Genomic DNA, 22,500 nt, shown 5'->3' with positions numbered 1-22,500 from the left:
CTTAATTTTGCAAGTGAGGAGATTTTAAACATGTCGTATTCTATCAATGAACTAGCAAAACTAGCTGGCATTTCAACACGAACTTTACGCTATTACGATAAACAAGGGCTTTTAAAAGCGCGCAGGAATCCTGAAAACAATTATCGCTATTATGAGGAAAGCGAAGTTGATCAATTGCAGAAAATTCTATTTTTAAAGCTATTTGACTTGCCACTGGAACAAATAAAACAGGTGATGCAGTCTTCACCGAAAACCCAATATCAAGTTTTACGAAATCAACGCAGCAAATTAGTTGCGCAACAACAATATCTAGATGATTTGATTAGGAATTTAGACAAGACACTTGCAACAATGAAGGGAGAAACACAAATGACTGACACGGAAAAATTTGCCACATTAAAAAAAGAAATGATTAACAAAAATGAAAAACAATACGGTAGGGAAATTAGGAAAAAATATGGTGACGCTCAAATAGATCTTAGTAATGAAAAGTTCAATTCTTTATCTGCAGATGAATTATCACATTTCAAAAAACTGAGTGCTGAAATTTTAACTGAACTAAAGAACTTTGATAATACTGCTGGTGTCAAACAAGATGCTGCCAAGCACCTTTTCGACTTACATAAAGAATATTTATTGACAATATGGCCTAAAGGCCAATATTCGGCAGAGGCGCACAAGAATCTTGCCCAAATGTATGTGTGTGACCCACGTTTTAGCAAATATTATGAAGAAGCCACAGGCAACCCTAACACTGCGAAAATATTGAAAGCAATCATTGACTACTATGCGTAGGCATCTTTAATCTATATAAAGTTAGTTCCAAAATAAAACCTTTCAAATGCAGATTCGTTAAGAACTGATTGAAAGGTTTTTTGTTTAAAAAGATTTTATATTATTACATCAACTTTATCTGTGATTTAATCGTCATCTTCATCATCAAAACCAATAATTTTTACTTTTGTGGTATCCAGACCATTAAAGATATTATCAGATAGTTTAATTCCCCAGCCTGTCAGATTAATTTCAGTCAAAGATGTATCACTTGAAAACATATTTTCCATTTCATAATAAAAAGAACTTGCGTCCCAACTACTTAAGTCAAGCTGAGTCAGTTTTTTATCCTTAAAAAACATATGATCCACATATTCAGTTTTACCCGTATCTACCTTATCAAGGCCAGTAATATCCTGTAAATTATACAACCTGGCAAATAAATAAGAGCTGTCATCAGATAAAGCAATGTTGCTATCAATACTAATATGTTCAATATTAAAAGGTTTAAACACAGTTTTTTGAAAGATATGTTTCTTAACATTATTAACGGTGGAACAAGTTGGAGTGCTACTATTATCTTTGAACCATTACAACACAGACTAATTTACTAGAGATTACTGTCATCATTTATTGCTTTACTATTAGCAAGCCAGATCTAGAATAGAGAAACAATGCCGTGATATGTATTAAGGCAATTTTTACTATTAATAAGGTCATTACGACTCCCAGAGAATTATGAAGTAGTGGTTTTTTATTTTCATAAATGGAATGCTAAATAAAATCTTATTTTTTAGATTTACTAGTTACTCAGCTATTTAGGATAGTTGCACTGGCAAACAGTTTTATTTTGCTCTTTACGATTTATAAACTCACAAAACTCTTTTTCTAAAGTTTGAGCTTCTTCTTTACTAATTTTTGACGCATTATAAAAACATCTTTCATTTGGTTTAAGCTTATTTTCACCTATGTCATCTATATACCATTTTTTGATCTTTCCATTTAATGACTCATAACCCTCATAATAATTGGGATTATTTATCATAATAAATAAATGTAATAGAGCATGTTCAACCAAATTACAATAAACAAGTTGATCAGGCATTTGGTACCTGAATCCATGATCTGGAAGACAGCTTAAGCAAGGATTATCAGCAATTGCCTTTTCTTTACCTAAATTTTGAAACATATTCTCTGCAACGTGATGTACATATAACCCGTTTTTAGACTGTTCATATTTTTGATGTTTTATTTTTTTGTTTTTTCTAGAAAAATAATTCTTGTATGAATCTTCTTTAAAGTAAGGGTCAGTAATCAATTCGTACTTATATTTAAGACATTTTACTAAATCGCAATATGTAAAAGAATTACACTTCAAAATACAAAAAATTTTTTTAATATCAAATTTTTTACCACTATTATTCTCATTCATTTTATTCTTACCATCCAATTATATTTCATAAATATACTTGAATATATTATATTATAAAATGTAAGCATTTCAAACTTTTTTACAATACAAATAATTCGCTATACATTTTAATTATATTAATCAAGATTTTTTAGTTCATTAGGGGAGAATTCATACTCTCATACTATTGGAGGAATTAACTAATATTTCAAAAAGAACCTAACATTTAATACTAAAATCGTCTTTTAAAAAATAATGATAACTAGAAGTTTAATATTAGCAAAAAATGCTTATTTTAGAAGCAATAAATAGCTACAATACTCAAAATGTAATATTGGTTAAGTAATAATGATTTACCAGGTTTAATTAACAATTAGCATAAGTCTTTTAGAATACCTAAAACAAAAAAACTAATCACAAGGAAAATTTGTTACCTTAAATAAGTATCACAATACATCATATTAAATTTATCAATTAATAATAGATTTAAAAACGCTTTATAACAATCTTCTACAAACTTTTAATTAGTACTTCCATTTAAATTGATTCCATTAATTTATATTTATCTAGTTTACTTTTAGAATCATCAATCTCAAAATTAATTAAATTTTATTTCTATGACACCAGAAAATTGTTATTTTGTATAGTATAAAAAATGTTTTATAAATTCGTGATAAAAGTTTCCCTAATTTAACTATTAAAATATCAATTAAATTATTGATAATACTTGTTTTATATATAATAATGAATTAAATATTATCTAACAATTTAAAAGTCGATGGAAAGAGGAAAATGTGAAATGGAAAAGTTAAATAAAAATTTTTTAGATTCAATAGATGGGAAAAATTTGAATTTTTTAATTGGTGCAGGTGCAAGTAGTTCAAGTTTAAAAACTATATCTCATAATGATAATGGGGCGAAAAATATACCAAGTATAGAGGACCTATTTAATAAGTATGAGAATGATGACATTGCAGCAGCACTTTTAAAATTTATTTTCTTTTCAATGTCTGTAAAAAATGGGCTAATAACCGCCTACACTATACGAGATGAAGGAGTAACAGAAACTCTTAAAAATTATAAAATTTTCATTAAAAATATCATTACTTTATTAAATAATACTGGATTTGAACGACCAAAAAGAGCAAACATTTTTACGACTAACTATGATACCTTTTTTGAACTAGCTTTCGATCAAATAGCTCATATGCATCCTTTAGCTTATTTCAATGATGGATCACGTGGGTTTTTTACGCGAGAGGTAAGTTATGAGAATTACTTTTTTAATATCAGTCACAGCGGTTCAATGGATACTTACCGAAGAGAAATTCCTTCAATTAACTTATATAAGATGCATGGATCGCTTTCTTGGAATAAAAAAACAGTTGATAAAGATGACATTATTATTTCCTCAAATACTAATCCAGTATTAGACAGTCTAACGAAGGCAAAAGATAAAGATAATAAGTCTTTTTATAAAAAAGTTTATCAAGAAATAAACATTTTTTATACAAACCTTAAAAATCCTAGAAGTAGCAATGAGTCTGAAGAAGCAATCAAAAAAATTATAGAAGAAGAGATATTAATTAACTTTGAATGCTTACTTAATAACCTAAAGAAAACTGAAATTAAGTCTGCAACAAATTCAAATACATTGTTAAAAAAGAAACTCAGAAAAGATTTACGTAAATTTAAAGAAATTTACGACGCATTATTAGTAGTAAATCCTACTAAGACAAAATTTAAAGAGACCGTTTTTGAAGAGCAATATTATCAACTATTCCGTGCTTTTGAAGAAGAATTACAAAAGCCTAATTCAGTATTAATCGTTTTTGGCTTTTCTTTTAAGGATAAGCATATAAACGACATTCTTAAAAGATGTTTAACCAATCCGACATTACAAGTTTTTGTTGTTCCTTATAGTCAAAAAGATGAACTAAATGTTAAAGAAATATTTACTGGTTATGGAAATGTCTCTTTTTTAAAAGAAGAGAGTGAATCTAAAGATAAAGATTTAGCAAATGAAAATATAGAATATAAAAATGGGGATTTTGATGTTTTAAATGATTTTTTATCTGGAAAGAATGATATTAATGAACACAATTGAAGAAGAGACATGTGTAGGTTTTATTATTGAAATAACTGGAGTTAAAGTAAAAGCAAGAATGCTTTCCAATAGTAATGATCTAACCTATTATAAAAATGGAGATAGTTACAGAGGAGTAGGTATAGGTGAATATGTAGGTATTCGACGTGGACCGTATAAATTGGTGGGAAAGGTTGAGCATGAATATCTTCATGATCTTGAGAAAGATCCAAATAGGCAAGAATTTACGCCTAACAGATTTATTCGCGAAGTGGATATTTCCATTGTTGGGGCTTTTAAAGAAGATAAATTCTATTTTGGAATTACGATATTTCCACAAATATTTGCAGAAGTTACTCTTTTAAAATCGGAAGAAATATTTCAGGTTTTAACTGGAAATTCCAAAAAAATCAAGTCCCCTCTTACAATTGGTAAAACAATACCTGAGGGAATAGATTATTCAATTGATTGGATGAATTTTTTTAATACTCATTTTGCAATTTTTGGCAATACTGGGAGTGGCAAGTCAAATACTTTAGCCAAGCTTTACTCTGCGTTATTCAGTAAAGCAAAAAATGAGAAATGGAAAATAGATAATTCAAATTTTATCTTTTTAGATTTCAATGGCGAATATACTAGAGAAAATGCACTCACTAATGAAAAGGACATTATTTACCTAGACACATCTACTAAAAACGGAAAAGACAGAATCAGTTTGCCTAATGCTGAATTTTGGGATCCAGAAATGTTAGCAATATTGTTTTCAGCCACTAAACAAACTCAAGAACCATTTTTAAGAGCGACATTAAATTATTATAGTCCCCAAGATTCAAAAATAAGTACTGATAAAATGCTTGAATTTATTAAAACTGCTTTTAGACAAGTCTTTTTTGGAACTTATCAAAATGAAAAGACACTAAGTTTACTAAAAATTGTTTTAAATGATATTAATCCCAATTACGATAAGCAATCATCAGAAAAATCTATGCTAGCACACTGGTTAAACTCGTCATGGCATAGTCAAGCCAAATCATATTATTATGAATGTGATATAGATCATCAAGACTATCTTAGTACAAATCATCAATTCGAATATATTGACCACATTAATAATTATAAATCCATCAATAATGGTCAACATACCTCCTTTGACTTTTACTTTAATTCGATGAAAGATAGTAAAGAATTTCTCACTATAATAGAAAAAGAACTAAAAAAATCTAAAATTATTGACCAAGAAAACTGGAAAAATAGTCCACTAAAATTGCTGTCGGCCTTAGTGCATCTAGAAATGATTTATAAATTAAGTTATGGTGACACACAGTTTGATTATATTAACCCATTACTTACCCGTATTGAATCAAAAGCTGACATGTTTGATAAGGTAATTAAAATTAATAATGATGATTATGATGATAACATAACTAAAAGCTTTTGTACTGTCATCTCTTTGCGTAATGCCAATCGAGACACTAAAGACATTATTCCTTTATTAGTTGCAAAATATATTTATCAAAAACAGAAACGATTAATTGGAAATTCTGAAAAGATTAATAGAACCATACATTTTGTCATAGATGAAGCACATAATATACTTTCAGCAAATAATAATAGGGAAGATGACAAGTGGAGAGATTACCGACTAGATGTTTTTGAAGAAATCATTAAGGAAGGAAGAAAATTCGGATTTTATTTAACTATTGCTAGCCAGAGACCTGCTGATATTTCTGCAACTATTGTTTCCCAAATGCATAATTTTATTATTCATCGTTTAGTGAATCAGAACGATTTAAATATGTTAAGTAACACATTAAATTCCTTAGACAGAGTTTCACAGTCAGCAATACCAACATTAGCACCGGGATGTGCAATTTTTACTGGAACTAGTTTTCAATTGCCTATTATGGTAAAGATAGATCAACTTGATGATCAAATGGCACCTAAAAGTGAAAATGCTGAACTTGATAAAGTCTGGAACACACCAAAGGATAAATCTTAATTTAATCTCAAAATGCTACATAATATTTTTCAAGGGACTAAAAGCATTCATTATTAAATTATTTTCTTTCCCGATTAATCAATCCCAATCTTTAAAATCATTCCGGCTCCACAACCACAATGGATTTTGCAAGTCGGTTGGCATAAATTCAGTGCCCTGCAGTTCTTTTGCCCAAGCATGAATCACATAGGCTTGCACTTTAGAACTTTCCATTTGTTCTTTAGTAATTAAGCCTAATTTGTAACTTGCTCTGATTACATGCCTGTCTGCAGCAATATAAATATTATTAGTGTTTTTTAAGGGAATTGCAGTGTATTTACTGAGGACATAGAGCCAATAGTTACAAAGCTTATTACCAGACAAGTACGGAAACTTTTTCTTGGCATCTTTTTGCATAAATTGCCTTATTTTATTCACATCATTATCCAAGTCGTTAGCGAATTTAATAACACTACCATCAGAAAGCTCTATAAACGTTTGACATAATTTAAGCCAAATATCTGTTTGCTTGTTCTTTTGCAAAGCAAGCCGATACTTAGTCAAAGCTTTTTGTACTGATTCATACCCAGCAGTAATAACTTTTTCCGGTAGAAAAACGAAACTAGTTTCGGGATCTTCATATGTCTTCAAGGCACTTTCCCACAAAGTATAGGAATTTCTCTGGTAATTTAAAGCCATAGGCAATGTAAAATAGAGCGCATTTTCATTGGTACTTGAATCTAGGTGCGGATTGCTATCTTCAGGTAAAGTAGTATCACCTAAATCGCCATTTTGGTACATTTGATAAATTTTTCTTGCTTTTTTAAGAATTACATCTGACATAAATTGCTGACCTCACTTATTTTTTAAACTAACGCTTATTATTTATACATCAAAGCATCCAGGTATTTATGCAAATATTTCTCTTTTTCTTGAGGATGATATTGTGTAATAAAACGAGGATGCTCAAGCGGAACTAGTTTTTGAAAAAAGCGCCACTTTTTATTAATTTTGCTTAGTTCTTGATAATTTTGACCACTGCCTATGCAGTAACAAACAGAAGTATCAATTCCGAAGTTAATTTGCGTTTTAAGCGCGGAAATTATAAAAGAAGTTAGTATTTCTTCAACTCGCTTGTTTTCATAATAATTGCAATTTATCTGGTTACCTTTGGAATTGGTCTTGCAAATACCCAAGGGACAAACAAAATTGAGATAAAAATCATGATAAAATTTGTTCCTTCCACCATATTTATCTATGACTTTTGTCAAAAAATTAGAAGAGGCATTACTGATATGAAAATTTGCTATTGAGATTCCTGTTTCTTTTTGGAGATTGGAAGCATCTTCAAAAGGAACTCCTATTATAGCTGAACCTCTTCTTGCCGGTGAACTACCTAATATTAAACAACGCTTGTTGTTGTCATTGAAATACTTCTGATAGAAAATTTGGACCATTTGCAAAACTTGCTTTTTGTTTCTGCTACTATAAGGATTAATTAATTTATATGGAGCGGGTAAATAAATTTTTACATTACCTAATTCCTGATCAAATTGAAAAACTTTATCTGAAAAAGTTTGTTTTTGTTTCATAAATGCCAGCTATCCTATCAAGTTACAAAAACCTATGAGCAAATTATAGTACATATGTTCGTAGCAATGCTAATTTTTTTTAAGAATTTCAATAAAATAAAGGATTGATCATACGTTTTTGGACTAAGTTCTAAGCCCATAACCAACACTGAGATGTAATGAACTCTTACCAATGGTTTTTGTTTTTTATCAAAAGTTAAAAGTATGTTAGAGTCAGTGAAAATTAATGCCGCTCTATTGGTTATATTCGTTATTAATAAGGTTTGGTAAGATACTAAAGTTGAGACAATTCTGGAAATAATTCTCATAGAAGTCAATGCTAACTCACTCCGACTTTCTTTTTACTCAATTAATTTTTTTAAAGTAAGTGATATTAATCTAGAAAACCTTCTTTTGGCATAACAGGGAAATACTTTGTAATTTCACCTGTTACTTTCAGTTATCTCGTCTAAACTGTTAACAGCTTAGCACACAGTTGGGGCATCAACAGGATAAATTATGGAACCAGAAAAAGACCATTCATTAACTTCAATCAAGTCATGAATGATCTTTTACTTTTAAGCATATCTATATGTATTGATGAATCTTTTTACGAAAAAATATTAAAAATCGTTTTCTTGATTAAGCAGATTGATACTTTTTAATTTGATCGTACTCTTTACCCTTTTTTATCTTAGCATTACGAAAATCTATATCTTCCTGCAAATTTAGAAAATATTTGTCACTCATTCCAAATATTCTTCCTAATCTAATAGAAGTATCTACTGTTATTCCAATTCTGTCGTGCAATATATTTTGAATTCTTGAAGTTGGCACACCTATTAATTTTGCTAGCTTATATGCTGAAATTTGTAGTGGCTTCATAAATTCTTCTTTTAATATTTCTCCAATTGTGGGTGTTGGAATTTTACTCATTTTATTAACCTCTCAATTAGTGATAATCAACAATTTCTACATTTGTAAAAATACTTTGCTTCTTAACAAAAAAGCAGATTCGATATTCTTTATTAATTCTAATACTATACTGTCCGGCTCTATTACCGCTCAAGCGTTCAAGATGATTAGCAGGTGGCACTCTTAAATCATTTAAATTATTAGCTGCATCTATCATCATCAATTTGCGTAAAGCTATTCGTTGTATTGACTCTGGCAATTTTTTGGAAAAGTTCCCATTATATATCTTCTCAGTCTCTTTATCTGCGAAATTACATATCATTCTTAATTCCTATATCTATTAATTATACATGTTCTTTGTGTACATGTCATTTACGTAGGTAAAATTTAATAATTGAAACAGTTTTTATTCTAACTTTATATACGCAATTTTTTAGATTACAGCAAATCTTTTACTTAATTATCGAAATCTAGTCAATATAATTTAGATATAAAAACCTTTCAAATACTGTCATGCTAGAACTTATTTGAAAGGTTTTGATTATCTAAAATTCAATTTATACTGATTGCCAAAATCGATAAAACTATCAAGTTTGGTAAGGTTACTTTTCTGTGACATCATTAAGCCATTAATAAAATCTTCTGGATCCTGATTAATTAAAATATTGGCATAAATCTTTGCCGTTTAAAATTTTCATCATTATTTTCCTTATATAGAAAGCTCACTATTACACCGCAATCTAAATAGCGAGAAATAAAAATACTAACTTAGAGCATAAAATGCAACCCCAAGGGGCCTGTTGCAAAGCTAGTTCTGGGCTGGTTTATGCTTGTCACTATGGAAACATAGAAGAGCTATAACCATCAGCATAAGTAACAACGGTAGCAACATGTTTTTTACCTTTATAAAATTCATAAAAAGTGCTATGCCCATGATCAGGTTCGCCATATACACTAGCTAGATCCCCATTATTATAGCTTCTCTTTACTTTGGCATTTTTTGGAACACCAAGTTTACGTAAAGTCTTTTGAGAAATTTTAATTCGTTTTTTACTCATTCGCCAAGAGTCGGCTTTATCGGCTTTTAATATCCCAATTTTATTTTTGAGTGATTTACGATATTTTTTAACATTAGTTTTTGTACTAAAACTTGCTAAATATTTATCTGCTTTTTGATAGAGTTTAATAGCCTTATTGATCGACTTTTTATTATAGGTTGAGTATTTTTCTCCTTTTTTGACAGTGGTATTGTAATATTGTTTAATTTGTTTTGCTAATTTTTTCTTTTCTAATTCTGCAGCAGTTTCAGTATGAATAGTTTTAAGATCTAAACTGCCATCAGCTTTTTTGGTTACTTTTTGCTGATTAGATAAAGTATAGTGTACTTCGTTAAAGTAATAAGTTTCTGCTGTTATATATGCATCCTCAGGAATATGCAATTTTTTCAAATCATTTACACGTAAGTACAAATTTTTATCATTAATGTTCTTAGCCCGGTCTTTATCATAAACAAAGTTTTCAGTTCCTGCAACATACTTGGAATTATCTTCACGTACTGTTCTTTGAGCCGCATTAATTCTTTGTTTCAATTTCTTAAGAGCCGTGAGATATTTTGAAATTTTAAGACCTTTAACTTTCTTAAGAGAATCTTTTTCACTGTCTAATTGCTCAATTCCATCATTTATAGCTGCTTTAACCTGCGAGTTTAAATCAGATATATTGCAAGCTTTTGCAGCCGTGTCATAGAATGATTTTAAAAGTTTATTATATTTTTGCTTCTTTTTACTACTGACTTTAGAACTACTTAATTCAAGGCAATGGTCATCGAGATCGTTTCGGAGCTTACTCATTTTTTCTAGAGGTTTTTCTACTGGATCAATTACAATTTTCGCAGCATATGCGACAGAGGTTATTTTTGTGCAACCAAGCAGTGGCATTATTGTAATTGTGCATGCAAACAGCACTTGCAAAAATTTTTTATTAATTTTCATGTTTAGTTCTCCCATAAAGATAAACACTTTCTACGTCCAATTAAATTCCATACCTCCATCAATATCTTTAGTGATTGTTTGATCATTCGAAAGTTTATATTCTATACCACTAAAATTTGAAAATGCATACTCATATGTAATATCCGCAACCTTAACATCTGCTGGAATCTTGATGTGCTCAAAGTCTGCCAACTTTTTTAAATCATCTTCTCTTAAATACAGATTCTTCTTTTTGAAGATTTTTTGTTGATGTTTAGTTAATGAAGATTGATAATCCAAGCCGGCAAAAAGTTTTACCTTAGGAGAATTATTCGCAATTTCCGCTTTTCTAGCTTTGTTGATTTCCTTTTGATATTTTTTTAAAGTTTTTAAATACTTTGAAGCTTTAGACCATGTACATATTTTTTTACAAAGTTTGATAGAATCGATAGCACTGTTAACCAGACCATAGGCATTCGTACCTAATTTATTCATCTTAGGATATGTTTTAACTACTATTTTGTAATATGCTTTGATGAGTTTATCAGTTTTTCTTTTTTGTTTAGCGGTTACTTTTTTCCCTTGGTGCATTCTATAATCTAAGTCGTCACCGTAGTCGCCCAGCTTATTCGATACAGTATCAGCTATATTACCCATGTCAAATTCTTTTTGTGCTCTTTTAGAAAGAATTTCAGCAGAAACAACTTGCTCAGTAGCAACTACGGGCGTTATTAACGTCGAACACGCAATAGTTAGCATTATCAATTTCTTAATACTTTTCATTAGCTTTTACCTCCCTGTAATTAACTAAAATAAGGACCCGCAAAGAGTCCCTATTTATCACCTTATTAAAAATCTACTGAATAGATTCTTTAATTGTTTTCTTCAAAACCTTTTTACTTAAGTGACATTTCTTTAATAAAGCCTTGCCGATATTTTTTGACGTGTTCTTGCTAAATAAACCCCAATAGCGCTTTACTGTTCTACCTGGATGGCGATAACCAATTAACAAAACACGATACTTTTTTCCTTTGTAAGAAATGTTCTTAACTTTTTCATTATTAACATCTTTTACAATTTTCTTTGATTTCTTATTCTGTATTGTTTGAATCAAATCGTAATTATTCTTACCCAATTTCTTATATTCAGTTTTAATGCATTCATTTTTGGAATCTTCCCTACTATTCTCATAAAGAGTATCAGAGTATGCCTCACCAGCATGAATACTTTTTTTAGTGCCTAATATATAGAAATAATTTGAGTCGTGTTTATTTAAGTCATACCATTTACCTCTAAGTGCTTTAGGTGGATCCTGATATTGTCCGTCAGCTTTAACTGTTTGCTCTTCATTCTTATTAACAGTTGCAACAGTGGCAATTAAGCCCACACTAGCCACTAGCGTTATTAAAACCTTTTTTATTTTCATTGCCTTGCTCCTTTACACTAGAAAACCTTTGAATTTTTAAATACTTTTCAACACATATTTCAATTCAAATTTACTTAAATGACACTTTTTCACTAATTTTCTAGCATCTTTTTTACTAATTCTGCGATTAAACATTGGAGTATAGGAAATATTCTCACGTTCACCAAAGTCGTCCCTATATAGAATTAAAACTTTATATTTCTTATTTTTAATGCTTGCTTTTTTAAGCTCAAACGTTCCGCCCATGAACGAACTCTTACTTCCGTCCTTGTTATGCTCTTGGTTTGTTAATTTATATTTGTTTTTACCTAATTTTTTCCATTTAGCAACATTTTTTTCAACCTCAAATATTCCTTGACCCCATCCAATGACTGACGAAACGGATTTTGTATACTTGTTCCCTGGCTTTTTTTCACCAGCATAATACCATTTACCACGCATAAATTTAGGCGTGTCCATATTCGATTCATACTTAATTTTTGCTGCATGGACTGTTTGTACTTGACTTGTACTAATACTGCCAGCACTTGCAACTAAACTTAAACTTGCAACTAATGCCAATATGGCTTTTTTTAATTTCATAGTTTTCTCCTTTTATTCTTTTATATGAAAATCCTATTCCAAAAAATCTGATACCTTGACACCATTCATGATAGTATCTGGTGTTAAGTCTATTTCTTCAAAGCCGTTCCAGCCAGAATACTCAAACACAATTTTATCGTCTGACCAGAAATTTTTTTGTCCAGTAACCTTCTTTACATCCTTATATATTTTAGTACCGCTAGCTCCGCGAATAACGATTACCTTATTGTCACCACTTTCCAAAGTAAGGTCCACTTGGCTCGCATATAGTTCTACATCAAAATTCGTCATCATTTTTCTCCTCTAGTACTCTAAAACTTACTAGTGAACAAACTAGGTAATAATATTCTCTTTTTCACAAATTATATTTCTGTATATTTTTTCTTAATACGATAAACATATTATTCATTTAATATTACTTAGTAATTCACCTCCCTTAACTAGTAGTCGCTGATTTGTCTTGCTTTATGCAATGCATATTTATTATGGATTACTCCTTACAATTATTCCAGACAGGAGGTGAACAAATTGGCATTTCAAATTAGATCAAATCGAAAAGAAACTGAAAATAAGACGATTCGTTTTCCATTGAGTCTTATTAAACAAATAGAAGAAGCAATTGAAGGAAAAGACGTTACTTTTTCTAGTTTCGTTATTCAAGCATGTGAATACGCTCTTAGTAATCTAGAAGATACATCCAAGAAGAAATAACTGAATTTCCTATAGTTCTATTTTACATTTTACATTATATTTTGCAATATTAAATATATTGCAAAATATAATTTTTATTTGTTACTTATTAATTAGTTACTGCCACATAAATACTATTCATATTAGCTGATCGTATATTAAAGCAGTGTCTTATGGCTTTCTCATTGCTAGCTAAGGCACTGTTTTAATTTTTATTTTAGTTTTTATCCACTTTAGATACTATATTTATAATTTTGTTGAGAGCTAGTAATAATATTTGTACATGCTCATATTTTTTCAAATAATAGACTGTTTAAAATGTTAAACAATAATGGTGATATGATTTGTTTAATAATCTAACTAAAATAATTTGGGAACACAAAAAAGTAGTTACAAATACCGTTATATCAGCCATAGTGCCTACCGAAAAGTTTTTGCTCGGAACACAGCTAAAATCGTGTTCCGTTTTGTGTGCATAATTATCTTTAATAAACAAAAAATAACCTTAACTTACCAACAGAAAACGCTGATATATCAAGGTTATTTTACCAATTTTATTCTTCTGAATGCTGATTGCCAGAATCGAACTGGCGACCTTTTCTTTACGAGGGAAACGCTCTACCAACTGAGCTAAATCAGCAACTTTCACAACGTTTAAATTATACCAAAACAAAAAAAGTCGTGCAATCGAATGCGCGACTTTTATTTTATTTCCAATCTAGGCAAAGCTCTTGTTTGTGCAACAATTCTGGCAACTCGTCACGGTCAATTCTCTTATCGTTTAACTTGTCACCAGTTATTTGCTTGGTAAAAGAATCAATACGTCTATTAGCATCCCGCAAGTCATAGTAAGTGGTAACGACTTGGTCATATTCTTTCAAGTCTGCCACTTTAAAATCACGCGGATACTCATTTTCAAAAGTTGTAAATGCTAGTGGCAAGCGTGGCTTTAATTGCGGTTCTTGGTCAGGAATACCCACTTGCATCCCTAACGCTGGAAATGTCAGCTTAGGCAAGTCTAGCACTTCCAACATTTTTAACGGGTGATCATTAATTGTGCCAAGTGGCACATAACCTAAATTCATACTTTCAACAGCATTAGCCACATTTTGCCAAGCAAGTAATGTGTCATCCATCCCCTGAAAGAAAATATCCGTGGTATGAACACGTCCGTCATCTTTACCTAATTGGCGGCGAATTTGTTGGTTGCGGTATAAATCAACTATAAAAATAAACAAATCTCCTTCAGCACCAACATATTTTTGGCCGCACAATTCCCTGATTTTTGCCCTTTTACTTTCATCAGTAATATGAAGCATTGTCGCATTTTGCATAAACATGCTGGTCGCTGTATGTTGAAAAACGGTGTACAAAGTATTTAATTGTTCTGCAGTTAGTGTTTGATCTTTAAATTTTCTGATAGAACGATGATTAATTTGTTGGTTAATTGTGGAATTATGAATCATTTTGATACTTCTTTCTAACTATCTTACTAAAAGTAACTGTATTGCAAAATGATTTTACTGTCAATAATTGTCTTTTAAATTAACAGACTGTGCTAAAATTTAGACAGAAGATCATTACCATATAATAATTGGAGGAATTTATGCGCGTTTTAGTTATCGGCGGTGCTGGGTATATTGGCTCGGTAGCTGTAAAGAAATTAATTGAACAAAATAATGATGTTGTTGTCCTTGACGCTTTGTACACTGGACACAGAAAGGCAGTCAACTCTAAAGCCAAGTTTTACCAAGGAGATATTGAAAACAAGTTTTTAGTCAGTCAAATATTGCGTCAAGAAAAAATTGAGGCAGTTATGCACTTTGCTGCATATTCTTTAGTGCCTGAATCTGTACAAAACCCACTGAAATACTATGATAATAACGTTTCAGGTATGATCGCACTCCTGGAGGCCATGAAAGATGCCGATGTAAAATACCTCGTCTTTTCTTCTAGCGCTGCCACATACGGCATCCCTAAGAAATTGCCAATTACTGAAGATTCACCACTTAATCCGATCAGTCCTTATGGCGAAACCAAAGTAATGATGGAAAAAATTATGCACTGGGCAGATAAAGCTGATGGTATCAAATCAATTGCACTGCGCTATTTCAACGTTGCTGGTGCTGCAAGTGATGGGTCAATTGGAGAAGATCACTCTCCGGAAACGCATTTAATTCCTAATATTTTAAAAAGTGCTGTCAGTAGCGATGGTAAATTTACTATTTTTGGTAATGACTACGACACTAAAGATGGCACTAATGTCAGAGATTACGTTCAAATCGAAGATCTAATTGACGCGCACCTATTAGCATTAAAGCACTTAGTTACAACTAATAAATCTGATGTGTTCAACCTCGGGACTGCTCATGGTTATTCCAACTTAGAGATACTACAAGCGGCTCGTAAAGTTACCAATATTGAAATTCCATATACTATGGGACCACGCCGTGCAGGTGATCCTGACAGCTTAGTTGCCGATTCAGCTAAAGCCAGAACTATTTTAGGCTGGGAGCCACAACACGAGAGCGCTGAGGATATGATGACAAGTGCATGGAAGTGGCACCAAACTCATCCTCAAGGATATGCAGACAAATAACAATAGTCTGGGAAAAAAGTGCTCTTTGAAGTTAAATTAAAAAATTTCACAATTTAAAAAGACTGACAAATCAACGTTTTATTGACGTGATTTGTCAGCCTTTTTAGTTAAGTTAGAGTTTTTCCCCAGACTCTTTTTGACTAATTTTTAGGGTTAAATACGATATATAACTCCATATCACAGAACTTACCGTGATACTTAACTTCATCTTTAAGCCTGGCCACATGTTCAAAGTGCAGTCTTTCAGCAATGGCTCTACTAGCTTTATTATTATGATCTGCCAGTAATTTAATACTGTGTAATCCAAACTGGTTGAATGATACGTCTACTAACTTTTTAACGGCCTGAGTCATGATTCCGTTACCCTGATATTTTTGCCCCAGCCAATAGCCAATTTCGCCGCTTTCATTTTTTAACTTAATATTGTGCAGGTCAACCATTCCCGCTGGTTTGCCATTGACAAGAACAACTAGTACCAGTTTCTTATAATTAGCGGTGTCAACTCGCATTGCCTTAATAAAATCAACTTCATCTTCGACACTCGCTATCTTACCTGCCCAAGGTAAAAAATGTGCCAGCTGATCACGGTCATGGACAATAATTTCGTATAAAGCTTCCGCATGACTGACTTCCGGTAATACCAAACTAATCTCCAAGTTATTAACAGTAAATTGGCCAATGGTAAACATTAAATCTTCCTCCTTAATTTATTTTTAATAAAATATATGATACTACAATTTGTCTTCAAATAAAGCCCTTTTTAACATAACAAAATTTACAATTTGTTCAAATTTTGGTTTAGTTAAAAACATACGCTTTTGTATAATGCTATAATTTAATAATGTAACTAATTTTTAAGTATTTGGAGTGATTTAATGAGCGAAGAAGAGGAAAATAACGGTTCTGGCTACGAACGAACCTTGACAAACGCGCATATTCAATTGATTGCCCTGGGTGGGACAATTGGTACTGGTTTATTTCTAGGTGTAGGCAACAGCATTAGACGAGCCGGTCCCAGCGTCATTTTAATTTATGCCATTGTCGGTATTTTCTTGTTTCTACTAATGCGAGCTTTAGGTGAGCTCATAATTTCAGATTTATCCAAGCATACCTATATTGATTTCATTAAAAAATACTTGGGTAAAAACACCGGATTCATCTCAGGCTATCTCTACTGGATTAGTTGGGTTACCTTGGGTATGGCGGAAATGACAGCCTTGGGAATATATTTTCAATACTGGTTTCCCGATTTGCCTACGTGGGTACCTGGCTTAGTCACCATCGCAATTCTCTTATTTATCAATTTGCTTTCTGCCCGGCTTTTTGGCAATCTGGAGTTTAGTTTTGCCATAATTAAAATTGTGACCGTTATTGCCTTCGTGATTTTAGTGGCCTACTTGTTAATAACTGGTGGCAAGACCTCTTTTGGACCCGTTACTCTTGCTAACCTATCCACACATGGTGGCTTTTTTGCTAAAGGCGGCACCGGCTTTTTCTCTGGTTTTCAAATGGTTATCTTTAGCTTTGTTGGCGTTGAATTAGTCGGATTAACTGCTGCCGAAGCGCAAAACCCCAAAGTAACAATTAGAAAGGCTATTAATGAGGTCCCAATGCGTATCATTTTATTCTATGTGCTGGCCATTATTGCTATTTTAGTAGTGATTCCCTGGAATAAAGTGGCTACTAATTCTAGTCCGTTTGTGCAGACCCTAGCGGCAACTGGCATCCGCAATGCTGGCTCAATCATTAATTTCGTGGTTATTTCAGCAGCCGTTTCTTCAACCAATAGTATTCTTTACAGTGCAGGCAGATTGCTATTTTCTGTTACTTTTAACGGTAAGGGCAAATTTAACCAGACGTTTGGTCATCTGAGAAGACAATTGCCACAGAATGCTTTGACCTTATCAGCTTGCTTAATGGCCTTAGCACCTTTTGTCATCATCGTTATCGGCAATGAGGCATTTAATTTTATTTCTTCTACTTCCACCAGTATGTTTTTAATTATCTGGTGCTTGATGCTTTTAACTCATATTGCCTACCGCAAAAAAACGCCAGCACAAGAATTAACAGATTTTAAAATGCCAGGTTTTCCTTTTTGGGACTACATAACACTGATCTTTTTTATTTTAATGATCATATTGTTGTTAATCTTACCTGAAAACAGAGTATCAATGATTTCTGCACTGTTAATCTTTATAGTTTTGTCAATCGTATCTAAAATTTGGCACGAAGAAAAGAAGTCTTAATTATATTTGCATTTGCTGGTTTTTTATATTAAAATTTAAAAAATTAAGAAATATCACCACCGGGCGACAGCACTTACCAAACTCTTTAGGTCTTAGTAGAGTTTAGTAGGTGCTTTTATTTTTGGAGGTAACTCATGCAGAAATTAACCGTTGATAATACTTTTTGGTCTATTTTTCCCCAAGCAAAAATTTACACACTAGTAGTTAATGACTTGAATAATCACATCCCTGATAATGCGAACAAATATCAAATTATGCTCAATCAAGCAGAAACAGAAGCCAAGCAGTATTTAACTGCAAAAGAGTTTAAAGATAATTCTGTAATTAACGAATGGCGCGAGGTTCTGAGCAAATTTAAAAAGAAAAAAGGTGCACGGTCTTCGATTGAGGCTCTTTTGAAGCGAGTTTCTCAGGGCAAGACTTTTAATCCTATTAACCCTTTAGTTGATATTTATAACAGCGTTTCTTTAGAATATGCCGTTCCTTGCGGTGGTGAAGATCTTGATCAAATTGCCGGCCAAATGCACCTGGGTGTAGCAACAGGAAATGAAGACTTTTACCCACTTGGTACTGAAAAAAGCGATCCTCCTAGAGCAGGTGAAGTGATTTATTATGATGGTAGTGGTGCAGTGTGCCGTTCACTTAACTGGCGCGACGGCAAGAGAACCATGTTGACCGAAGATACTACTAATGCGATTTTAATCATGGAAGCAGTAACTGATGATCAAAAAGAACGAGCTGATCAAGCAATTCAAGCTTTACAACAGAAAGTTGCTGATGAATTAGGTGTTGTCGGAGAAATAAGTATTAAAACCAAGAATTAAGTAAAAAAATTCCTAGACAATTATTTTTGTCTAGGAACTTTTTTAATTATGTCTTATTCTTCTTTTGATTTTTTGCCACAATCCCAAAGCTTGCCGCATGCGATTAGCAGGCACATAATTACGAATAGCGCGCAAAGTCTTTTTATTATTTCGTGTTGTAAAAATAAATTTTCCGTTTGCACGGGTGCGAATTTCAAAACGAGGGATATAACGACCGTGGAAATAGACGTCCGCCACCACATAGGTAACTTCTTGCCACGGAATCTGGACATAGTCAGAGATATTGCGGTCATTATAAAATTCAAACGCCTTATCTCCGACCATTACTTTACCGTATGTCGACAATGCGCGAAACCAAGTCGCATTTGCCGTTAAATCAACTTTAGTGTTACTTGATTCAACCATTTTGAATTAAAGCACATTCAGAACGTGCAGAACAACACCAACAATGAAGATAGCAATAATAATCACAATTGGTGAAACTTTCTTCTTTAGCAGCCACATGCAAAGGAATGTCAAGAGTAGCCCGGCTAAGCCAGGGATTAAACTATCCAAATTGTTTTGCAAAGTAGTTACTTTAAACTTAGTAAGAGATAAGCCATTTGCCTGATCAATTAAAGCTTGTTGAATACCTTTAGCACCGGCTGGAAGTGAACCCCAATCAATGTAGCCACCCTTTTGGACAGGTGTCTTTGAGACAATCGGAGTGAACTTAATGTTGACCCAGCGTTCAATCAGGGAACCTAAAACAAACATACCCATCATGGAAGCTCCACGGGTTACCTTTTGCAATAAACCACCAGACATGTCATTAGTAATCGCAGAACCAGCCTTGTAGCCAAATTCCTGTGTGTACCACATGAAGGCCAATCTAATTACGTTCCAAATAACGAAGAACAAAATTGGTCCTAAAATGTTGCCTTGAATGGCCATTGAGGCACCCAGAGCGCCAACAATTGGCCGTACAGTATACCAGAATACAGGGTCACCGACGCCTGCTAAAGGTCCCATCATTCCGACCTTAACACCTTGAATAGCTTCATCTTCAACTTTAGCTCCGTTAGCCTTATCCTCTTCCAAAGCTAAAGTAACACCGAGAATTGGCGATACTAAGTAAGGGTGAACGTTAAAGAAGACCAGGTGTCTCTGCAAAGCTGCAGCCATATCGTCTTTTTTAGGATAAAGTTTTCTCAAAGCAGGAATAAGTGAATATGCGTACCCACCATTCTGCATTCTTTCGTAGTTCCATGAAGCTTGCAAAAATTGTGAGTGCCACATAACTTTGAAGCGGTCGGCTTTAGTTAATTTTATTTTTTTATCAGCCATTGTAAAATCCTCCTCTTAAATATCACTTTAATAGTCATCTATGATATCGCCGAGTGGATCGCCGGTACCTTCATTATCAGAACTTGAACTGCCGTTATTGCCACCTTTTGACTCTAAAGCTAAGTACATAAGAGCCATCGCCAAACCAATGGCACCTAAGGCAATCAAAGTTAAGTCTTTAATAGCCGCCAAGGCAAAACCGATGGCAAAGAACGGCCAAACTTCGCGGCTGGCCATCATGTTGATTACCATTGCGTAACCAACGGCAACAACCATGGCACCACCGATTGACATACCATCACTGAGCCATGCTGGCATCAAACCTAGCCAATATTTAACAGTCGAAGCTGGAATAGCTAACAGCAATGCAGCTGGAATGGCAATTCTTAATCCTTGCAGACAAACGTCAATCCACTGCCACATATTAATTTTACGCCAATTACCTTTTTTGGCATCAGCGTCCATAATGTGGACAATACCAGTAGAAATTGTCCGCACGATCATAGTCAAAAAGAGTCCGGCAACGGCTAAAGGCATAGCAATACCCGTAGCCATACCAATGCCCTTTGTTCCTTGACCACTTTGCACCAAAATAATAGCCGAAGCTACTGAAGCCAAGGCGGCATCAGGTGCAACAGCTGCACCAATATTAGCCCAACCCAAGGCAATCATTTGTAAATATCCACCTAAGATAACGCCCAAAACCAGATTTCCGGTTACTAGGCCAATTAATGTACAAGCGACCAGTGGTTGGTGAAATTCCCATTGGTCTAAGATGCCTTCCATACCTGCAAGAAAGGCAACTATGACAACTAAAATCATTTGAATAGCGTTCATTTTTTACTCCTATTCTCTTACTTGTTTTGTTCGTCAAGCAAACTTTGAGCCTTATTTAAAATAGCTTCCATATTGCCTTCTTTATCAGTTGGAACTTTCCGCACGTCATACTTGACTCCCATTTTTTCAAGTTCGTGGAAAGTATCAACATCCTCTTGATTCATAGACAATACATTGTTAGCATTGACATCGCCAACTTTATAGGACATTGAGCCAACATTGACTGTCTTAATGTCAACACCTGCTTTGATCACCTTTAAAACATCTTCTGGGTTTTCAAAAAGTAGTAAGGCGTGTGTGTTACCAAAACGGGGATCTTTAGCTATCTCAACTAACTTGTTCAAAGGTACAGTGTGCGCTTTAACACCTGCAGGTGCAGCTTCACGAATCATGCTTTTACGCATTTCGTCTTTAGCTACACTATCTGAAACTACGATAACCCGGTCTGGGTGCATAGTTGGTATCCAACCAGTAGCCACTTGGCCGTGTAGTAATCGAGAATCGATCCGAGCTAAAACAAATTTAATGTGACCATCACCAACAACTGTACCTTCAGGGATAGCCTTCTTTTTAGCTGAAGATGCTGTTTGTGGCTGCGGTTTTGTACCTGCAGTTACCTTTGGCATTAATTCTGCCGGCTTGGTTTTAATACCATCTTTTGCTGGCTCAACAATAGCTGTTGCAATTTGATGAGCGGTAATGTTAGGGTTTGTCATCCTCTGAGTTAGTGCTTCAACAACCATTGGTAAATTCATACCAGTGACGACTGCCCAATTAGGGTGCTTTTCAAGCAGAGTATTAGCTTGATTAAACGGCGTACCTCCCCACAAATCAACTATTAACAGTACTTCATCTTGATTTTCAAATGAAGCAATTGCTGTTTCCATTTTGCTCCTTATATCATCTGGCCCTTCATCGGGCTTCAAAATGACATGAGCAAAATTGTCTTGTTCGCCAAACAGCATTTGCGCAGACTGCGCAATTCCATCGGCAAATCCACCATGGCTGGCTAAAACAATTCCTACCATGAGATTTCCTCCTTTAGATAAATGTATCCGCTAATATTGTACCGTGAAACAAGCTCTGTGTCACATTTTCTAACCATTGCCTAACATTTTTCTAATATATTTAAACTAGCCTTTTATGCTTAATGAAAGGGCAAAAAAAGAGGACCGTTTGGTCCTCTTTTCTTTGCTCGCTCCGGCTGTCAGACTCGAACTGACGACATCTTGATTAACAGTCAAGCGCTCTACCAACTGAGCTAA

The 22,500-nt window shown here is 33.2% G+C and carries 24 protein-coding genes and 1 tRNA gene; 7 read left to right on the top strand and 18 right to left on the bottom strand.

Features of this window, described 5'->3' with window-relative positions; translation table 11 throughout:
- Positions 1-30: 30 nt before the first annotated feature.
- A complete protein-coding gene (locus ACZ2M0_RS07160; RefSeq protein ID WP_490058983.1) occupies positions 31-795 on the top strand; it encodes a MerR family transcriptional regulator in 765 nt (254 codons plus the stop codon).
- Between the two features lie 125 nt (positions 796-920).
- Here the strand turns inward: ACZ2M0_RS07160 and ACZ2M0_RS07155 are convergent, their stop codons facing one another.
- Together ACZ2M0_RS07155 and ACZ2M0_RS07150 are read right to left on the bottom strand one after the other, a co-directional pair.
- Positions 921-1,289, bottom strand: a complete 369-nt coding sequence (locus ACZ2M0_RS07155) for a BspA family leucine-rich repeat surface protein (RefSeq protein ID WP_490058982.1) — start codon at positions 1,287-1,289, stop codon at positions 921-923.
- Between the two features lie 299 nt (positions 1,290-1,588).
- Positions 1,589-2,224, bottom strand: coding sequence for an SAV1803-related protein (locus tag ACZ2M0_RS07150; RefSeq protein ID WP_490058981.1), 636 nt, complete (start codon positions 2,222-2,224; stop codon positions 1,589-1,591).
- 760 nt (positions 2,225-2,984) lie between these two features.
- On the opposite strand from ACZ2M0_RS07150, the gene ACZ2M0_RS07145 reads away from it, so the two are divergent.
- Together ACZ2M0_RS07145 and ACZ2M0_RS07140 are read left to right on the top strand one after the other, a co-directional pair.
- Positions 2,985-4,292, top strand: coding sequence for an SIR2 family protein (locus tag ACZ2M0_RS07145; protein ID WP_490058980.1), 1,308 nt, complete (start codon positions 2,985-2,987; stop codon positions 4,290-4,292).
- Entirely contained in the window at positions 4,279-6,270 is a 1,992-nt protein-coding gene (locus tag ACZ2M0_RS07140) for an ATP-binding protein (protein ID WP_490058979.1), read from the top strand. The genes ACZ2M0_RS07145 and ACZ2M0_RS07140 overlap by 14 nt, the downstream gene beginning before the upstream one ends.
- A gap of 78 nt (positions 6,271-6,348) precedes the next feature.
- Here the strand turns inward: ACZ2M0_RS07140 and ACZ2M0_RS07135 are convergent, their stop codons facing one another.
- From ACZ2M0_RS07135 to ACZ2M0_RS07095, 9 genes are all read right to left on the bottom strand, one after another.
- Positions 6,349-7,092, bottom strand: a complete 744-nt coding sequence (locus tag ACZ2M0_RS07135; RefSeq protein WP_490058978.1) for a hypothetical protein — start codon at positions 7,090-7,092, stop codon at positions 6,349-6,351.
- 38 nt (positions 7,093-7,130) lie between these two features.
- Positions 7,131-7,841 (bottom strand): uracil-DNA glycosylase family protein, encoded by a 711-nt coding sequence (locus tag ACZ2M0_RS07130; protein WP_490058977.1) that lies wholly within the window; start codon positions 7,839-7,841, stop codon positions 7,131-7,133.
- 621 nt (positions 7,842-8,462) lie between these two features.
- Positions 8,463-8,756, bottom strand: coding sequence for a HigA family addiction module antitoxin (locus tag ACZ2M0_RS07125; protein ID WP_294891373.1), 294 nt, complete (start codon positions 8,754-8,756; stop codon positions 8,463-8,465).
- 16 nt (positions 8,757-8,772) lie between these two features.
- Positions 8,773-9,057 (bottom strand): type II toxin-antitoxin system RelE/ParE family toxin, encoded by a 285-nt coding sequence (locus tag ACZ2M0_RS07120; RefSeq protein WP_294891372.1) that lies wholly within the window; start codon positions 9,055-9,057, stop codon positions 8,773-8,775.
- 514 nt (positions 9,058-9,571) lie between these two features.
- Positions 9,572-10,726: a hypothetical protein gene (locus ACZ2M0_RS07115; protein ID WP_490058976.1), complete on the bottom strand. Its 1,155-nt coding sequence runs from the start codon at positions 10,724-10,726 to the stop codon at positions 9,572-9,574.
- Between the two features lie 30 nt (positions 10,727-10,756).
- Positions 10,757-11,488: a hypothetical protein gene (locus tag ACZ2M0_RS07110; protein WP_490058975.1), complete on the bottom strand. Its 732-nt coding sequence runs from the start codon at positions 11,486-11,488 to the stop codon at positions 10,757-10,759.
- 73 nt (positions 11,489-11,561) lie between these two features.
- Positions 11,562-12,131: a hypothetical protein gene (locus ACZ2M0_RS07105; protein ID WP_490058974.1), complete on the bottom strand. Its 570-nt coding sequence runs from the start codon at positions 12,129-12,131 to the stop codon at positions 11,562-11,564.
- Between the two features lie 36 nt (positions 12,132-12,167).
- Complete coding sequence (locus tag ACZ2M0_RS07100) at positions 12,168-12,713, bottom strand: hypothetical protein (protein ID WP_490058973.1); 546 nt, start codon at positions 12,711-12,713, stop codon at positions 12,168-12,170.
- Between the two features lie 33 nt (positions 12,714-12,746).
- Positions 12,747-13,004 carry a hypothetical protein gene (locus ACZ2M0_RS07095; RefSeq protein ID WP_490058972.1) on the bottom strand — a complete coding sequence of 86 codons (258 nt, stop codon included), beginning with the start codon at positions 13,002-13,004 and terminating at the stop codon, positions 12,747-12,749.
- Between the two features lie 237 nt (positions 13,005-13,241).
- On the opposite strand from ACZ2M0_RS07095, the gene ACZ2M0_RS07090 reads away from it, so the two are divergent.
- On the top strand, positions 13,242-13,424 hold the full coding sequence (locus ACZ2M0_RS07090) for a YlcI/YnfO family protein (RefSeq protein WP_045927578.1): 183 nt from the start codon (positions 13,242-13,244) through the stop codon (positions 13,422-13,424).
- A gap of 546 nt (positions 13,425-13,970) precedes the next feature.
- Here ACZ2M0_RS07090 and ACZ2M0_RS07085 read toward each other — a convergent pair.
- Positions 13,971-14,043: transfer RNA gene (locus tag ACZ2M0_RS07085), tRNA-Thr, on the bottom strand.
- 67 nt (positions 14,044-14,110) lie between these two features.
- Positions 14,111-14,869: an NADPH-dependent oxidoreductase gene (locus ACZ2M0_RS07080; protein WP_490058971.1), complete on the bottom strand. Its 759-nt coding sequence runs from the start codon at positions 14,867-14,869 to the stop codon at positions 14,111-14,113.
- A 140-nt stretch (positions 14,870-15,009) separates the two neighbouring features.
- Here ACZ2M0_RS07080 and galE point away from each other — a divergent pair, with 140 nt between their 5' ends.
- The gene (gene galE, locus ACZ2M0_RS07075; RefSeq protein WP_490058970.1) at positions 15,010-16,002 is read left to right on the top strand and encodes a UDP-glucose 4-epimerase GalE; all 993 of its coding nucleotides are present in this window, start codon (positions 15,010-15,012) and stop codon (positions 16,000-16,002) included.
- A 140-nt stretch (positions 16,003-16,142) separates the two neighbouring features.
- On the opposite strand, the gene ACZ2M0_RS07070 is transcribed toward galE, so the two are convergent.
- The gene (locus ACZ2M0_RS07070) at positions 16,143-16,691 is read right to left on the bottom strand and encodes a GNAT family N-acetyltransferase (protein ID WP_490058969.1); all 549 of its coding nucleotides are present in this window, start codon (positions 16,689-16,691) and stop codon (positions 16,143-16,145) included.
- Between the two features lie 186 nt (positions 16,692-16,877).
- Between ACZ2M0_RS07070 and ACZ2M0_RS07065 the strand changes: the two genes are divergently transcribed.
- Both ACZ2M0_RS07065 and ACZ2M0_RS07060 read left to right on the top strand, forming a co-directional pair.
- Positions 16,878-18,248: an amino acid permease gene (locus ACZ2M0_RS07065; protein ID WP_490058968.1), complete on the top strand. Its 1,371-nt coding sequence runs from the start codon at positions 16,878-16,880 to the stop codon at positions 18,246-18,248.
- Positions 18,249-18,382: 134 nt separating this feature from the next.
- A complete protein-coding gene (locus tag ACZ2M0_RS07060) occupies positions 18,383-19,072 on the top strand; it encodes a B3/B4 domain-containing protein (RefSeq protein ID WP_490058967.1) in 690 nt (229 codons plus the stop codon).
- A 42-nt stretch (positions 19,073-19,114) separates the two neighbouring features.
- On the opposite strand, the gene ACZ2M0_RS07055 is transcribed toward ACZ2M0_RS07060, so the two are convergent.
- Genes ACZ2M0_RS07055 through ACZ2M0_RS07040 form a run of 4 tightly spaced genes read right to left on the bottom strand, consistent with a single transcriptional unit; the run spans position 19,115 to position 22,263 of the window.
- Entirely contained in the window at positions 19,115-19,477 is a 363-nt protein-coding gene (locus ACZ2M0_RS07055) for a DUF956 family protein (protein ID WP_187159917.1), read from the bottom strand.
- A 6-nt stretch (positions 19,478-19,483) separates the two neighbouring features.
- Complete coding sequence (locus ACZ2M0_RS07050; protein ID WP_199283109.1) at positions 19,484-20,398, bottom strand: PTS system mannose/fructose/sorbose family transporter subunit IID; 915 nt, start codon at positions 20,396-20,398, stop codon at positions 19,484-19,486.
- Positions 20,399-20,425: 27 nt separating this feature from the next.
- Positions 20,426-21,235 (bottom strand): PTS mannose/fructose/sorbose transporter subunit IIC, encoded by an 810-nt coding sequence (locus ACZ2M0_RS07045; RefSeq protein ID WP_034980532.1) that lies wholly within the window; start codon positions 21,233-21,235, stop codon positions 20,426-20,428.
- 17 nt (positions 21,236-21,252) lie between these two features.
- Positions 21,253-22,263, bottom strand: coding sequence for a mannose/fructose/sorbose PTS transporter subunit IIA (locus tag ACZ2M0_RS07040; RefSeq protein ID WP_490058966.1), 1,011 nt, complete (start codon positions 22,261-22,263; stop codon positions 21,253-21,255).
- Positions 22,264-22,500 lie beyond the last annotated feature (237 nt).

The sequence above is a fragment of the Lactobacillus sp. VURO6/B1 (VP7) genome (assembly GCF_058139575.1).
This window is presented reverse-complemented; position numbering and strand designations above follow the sequence as displayed.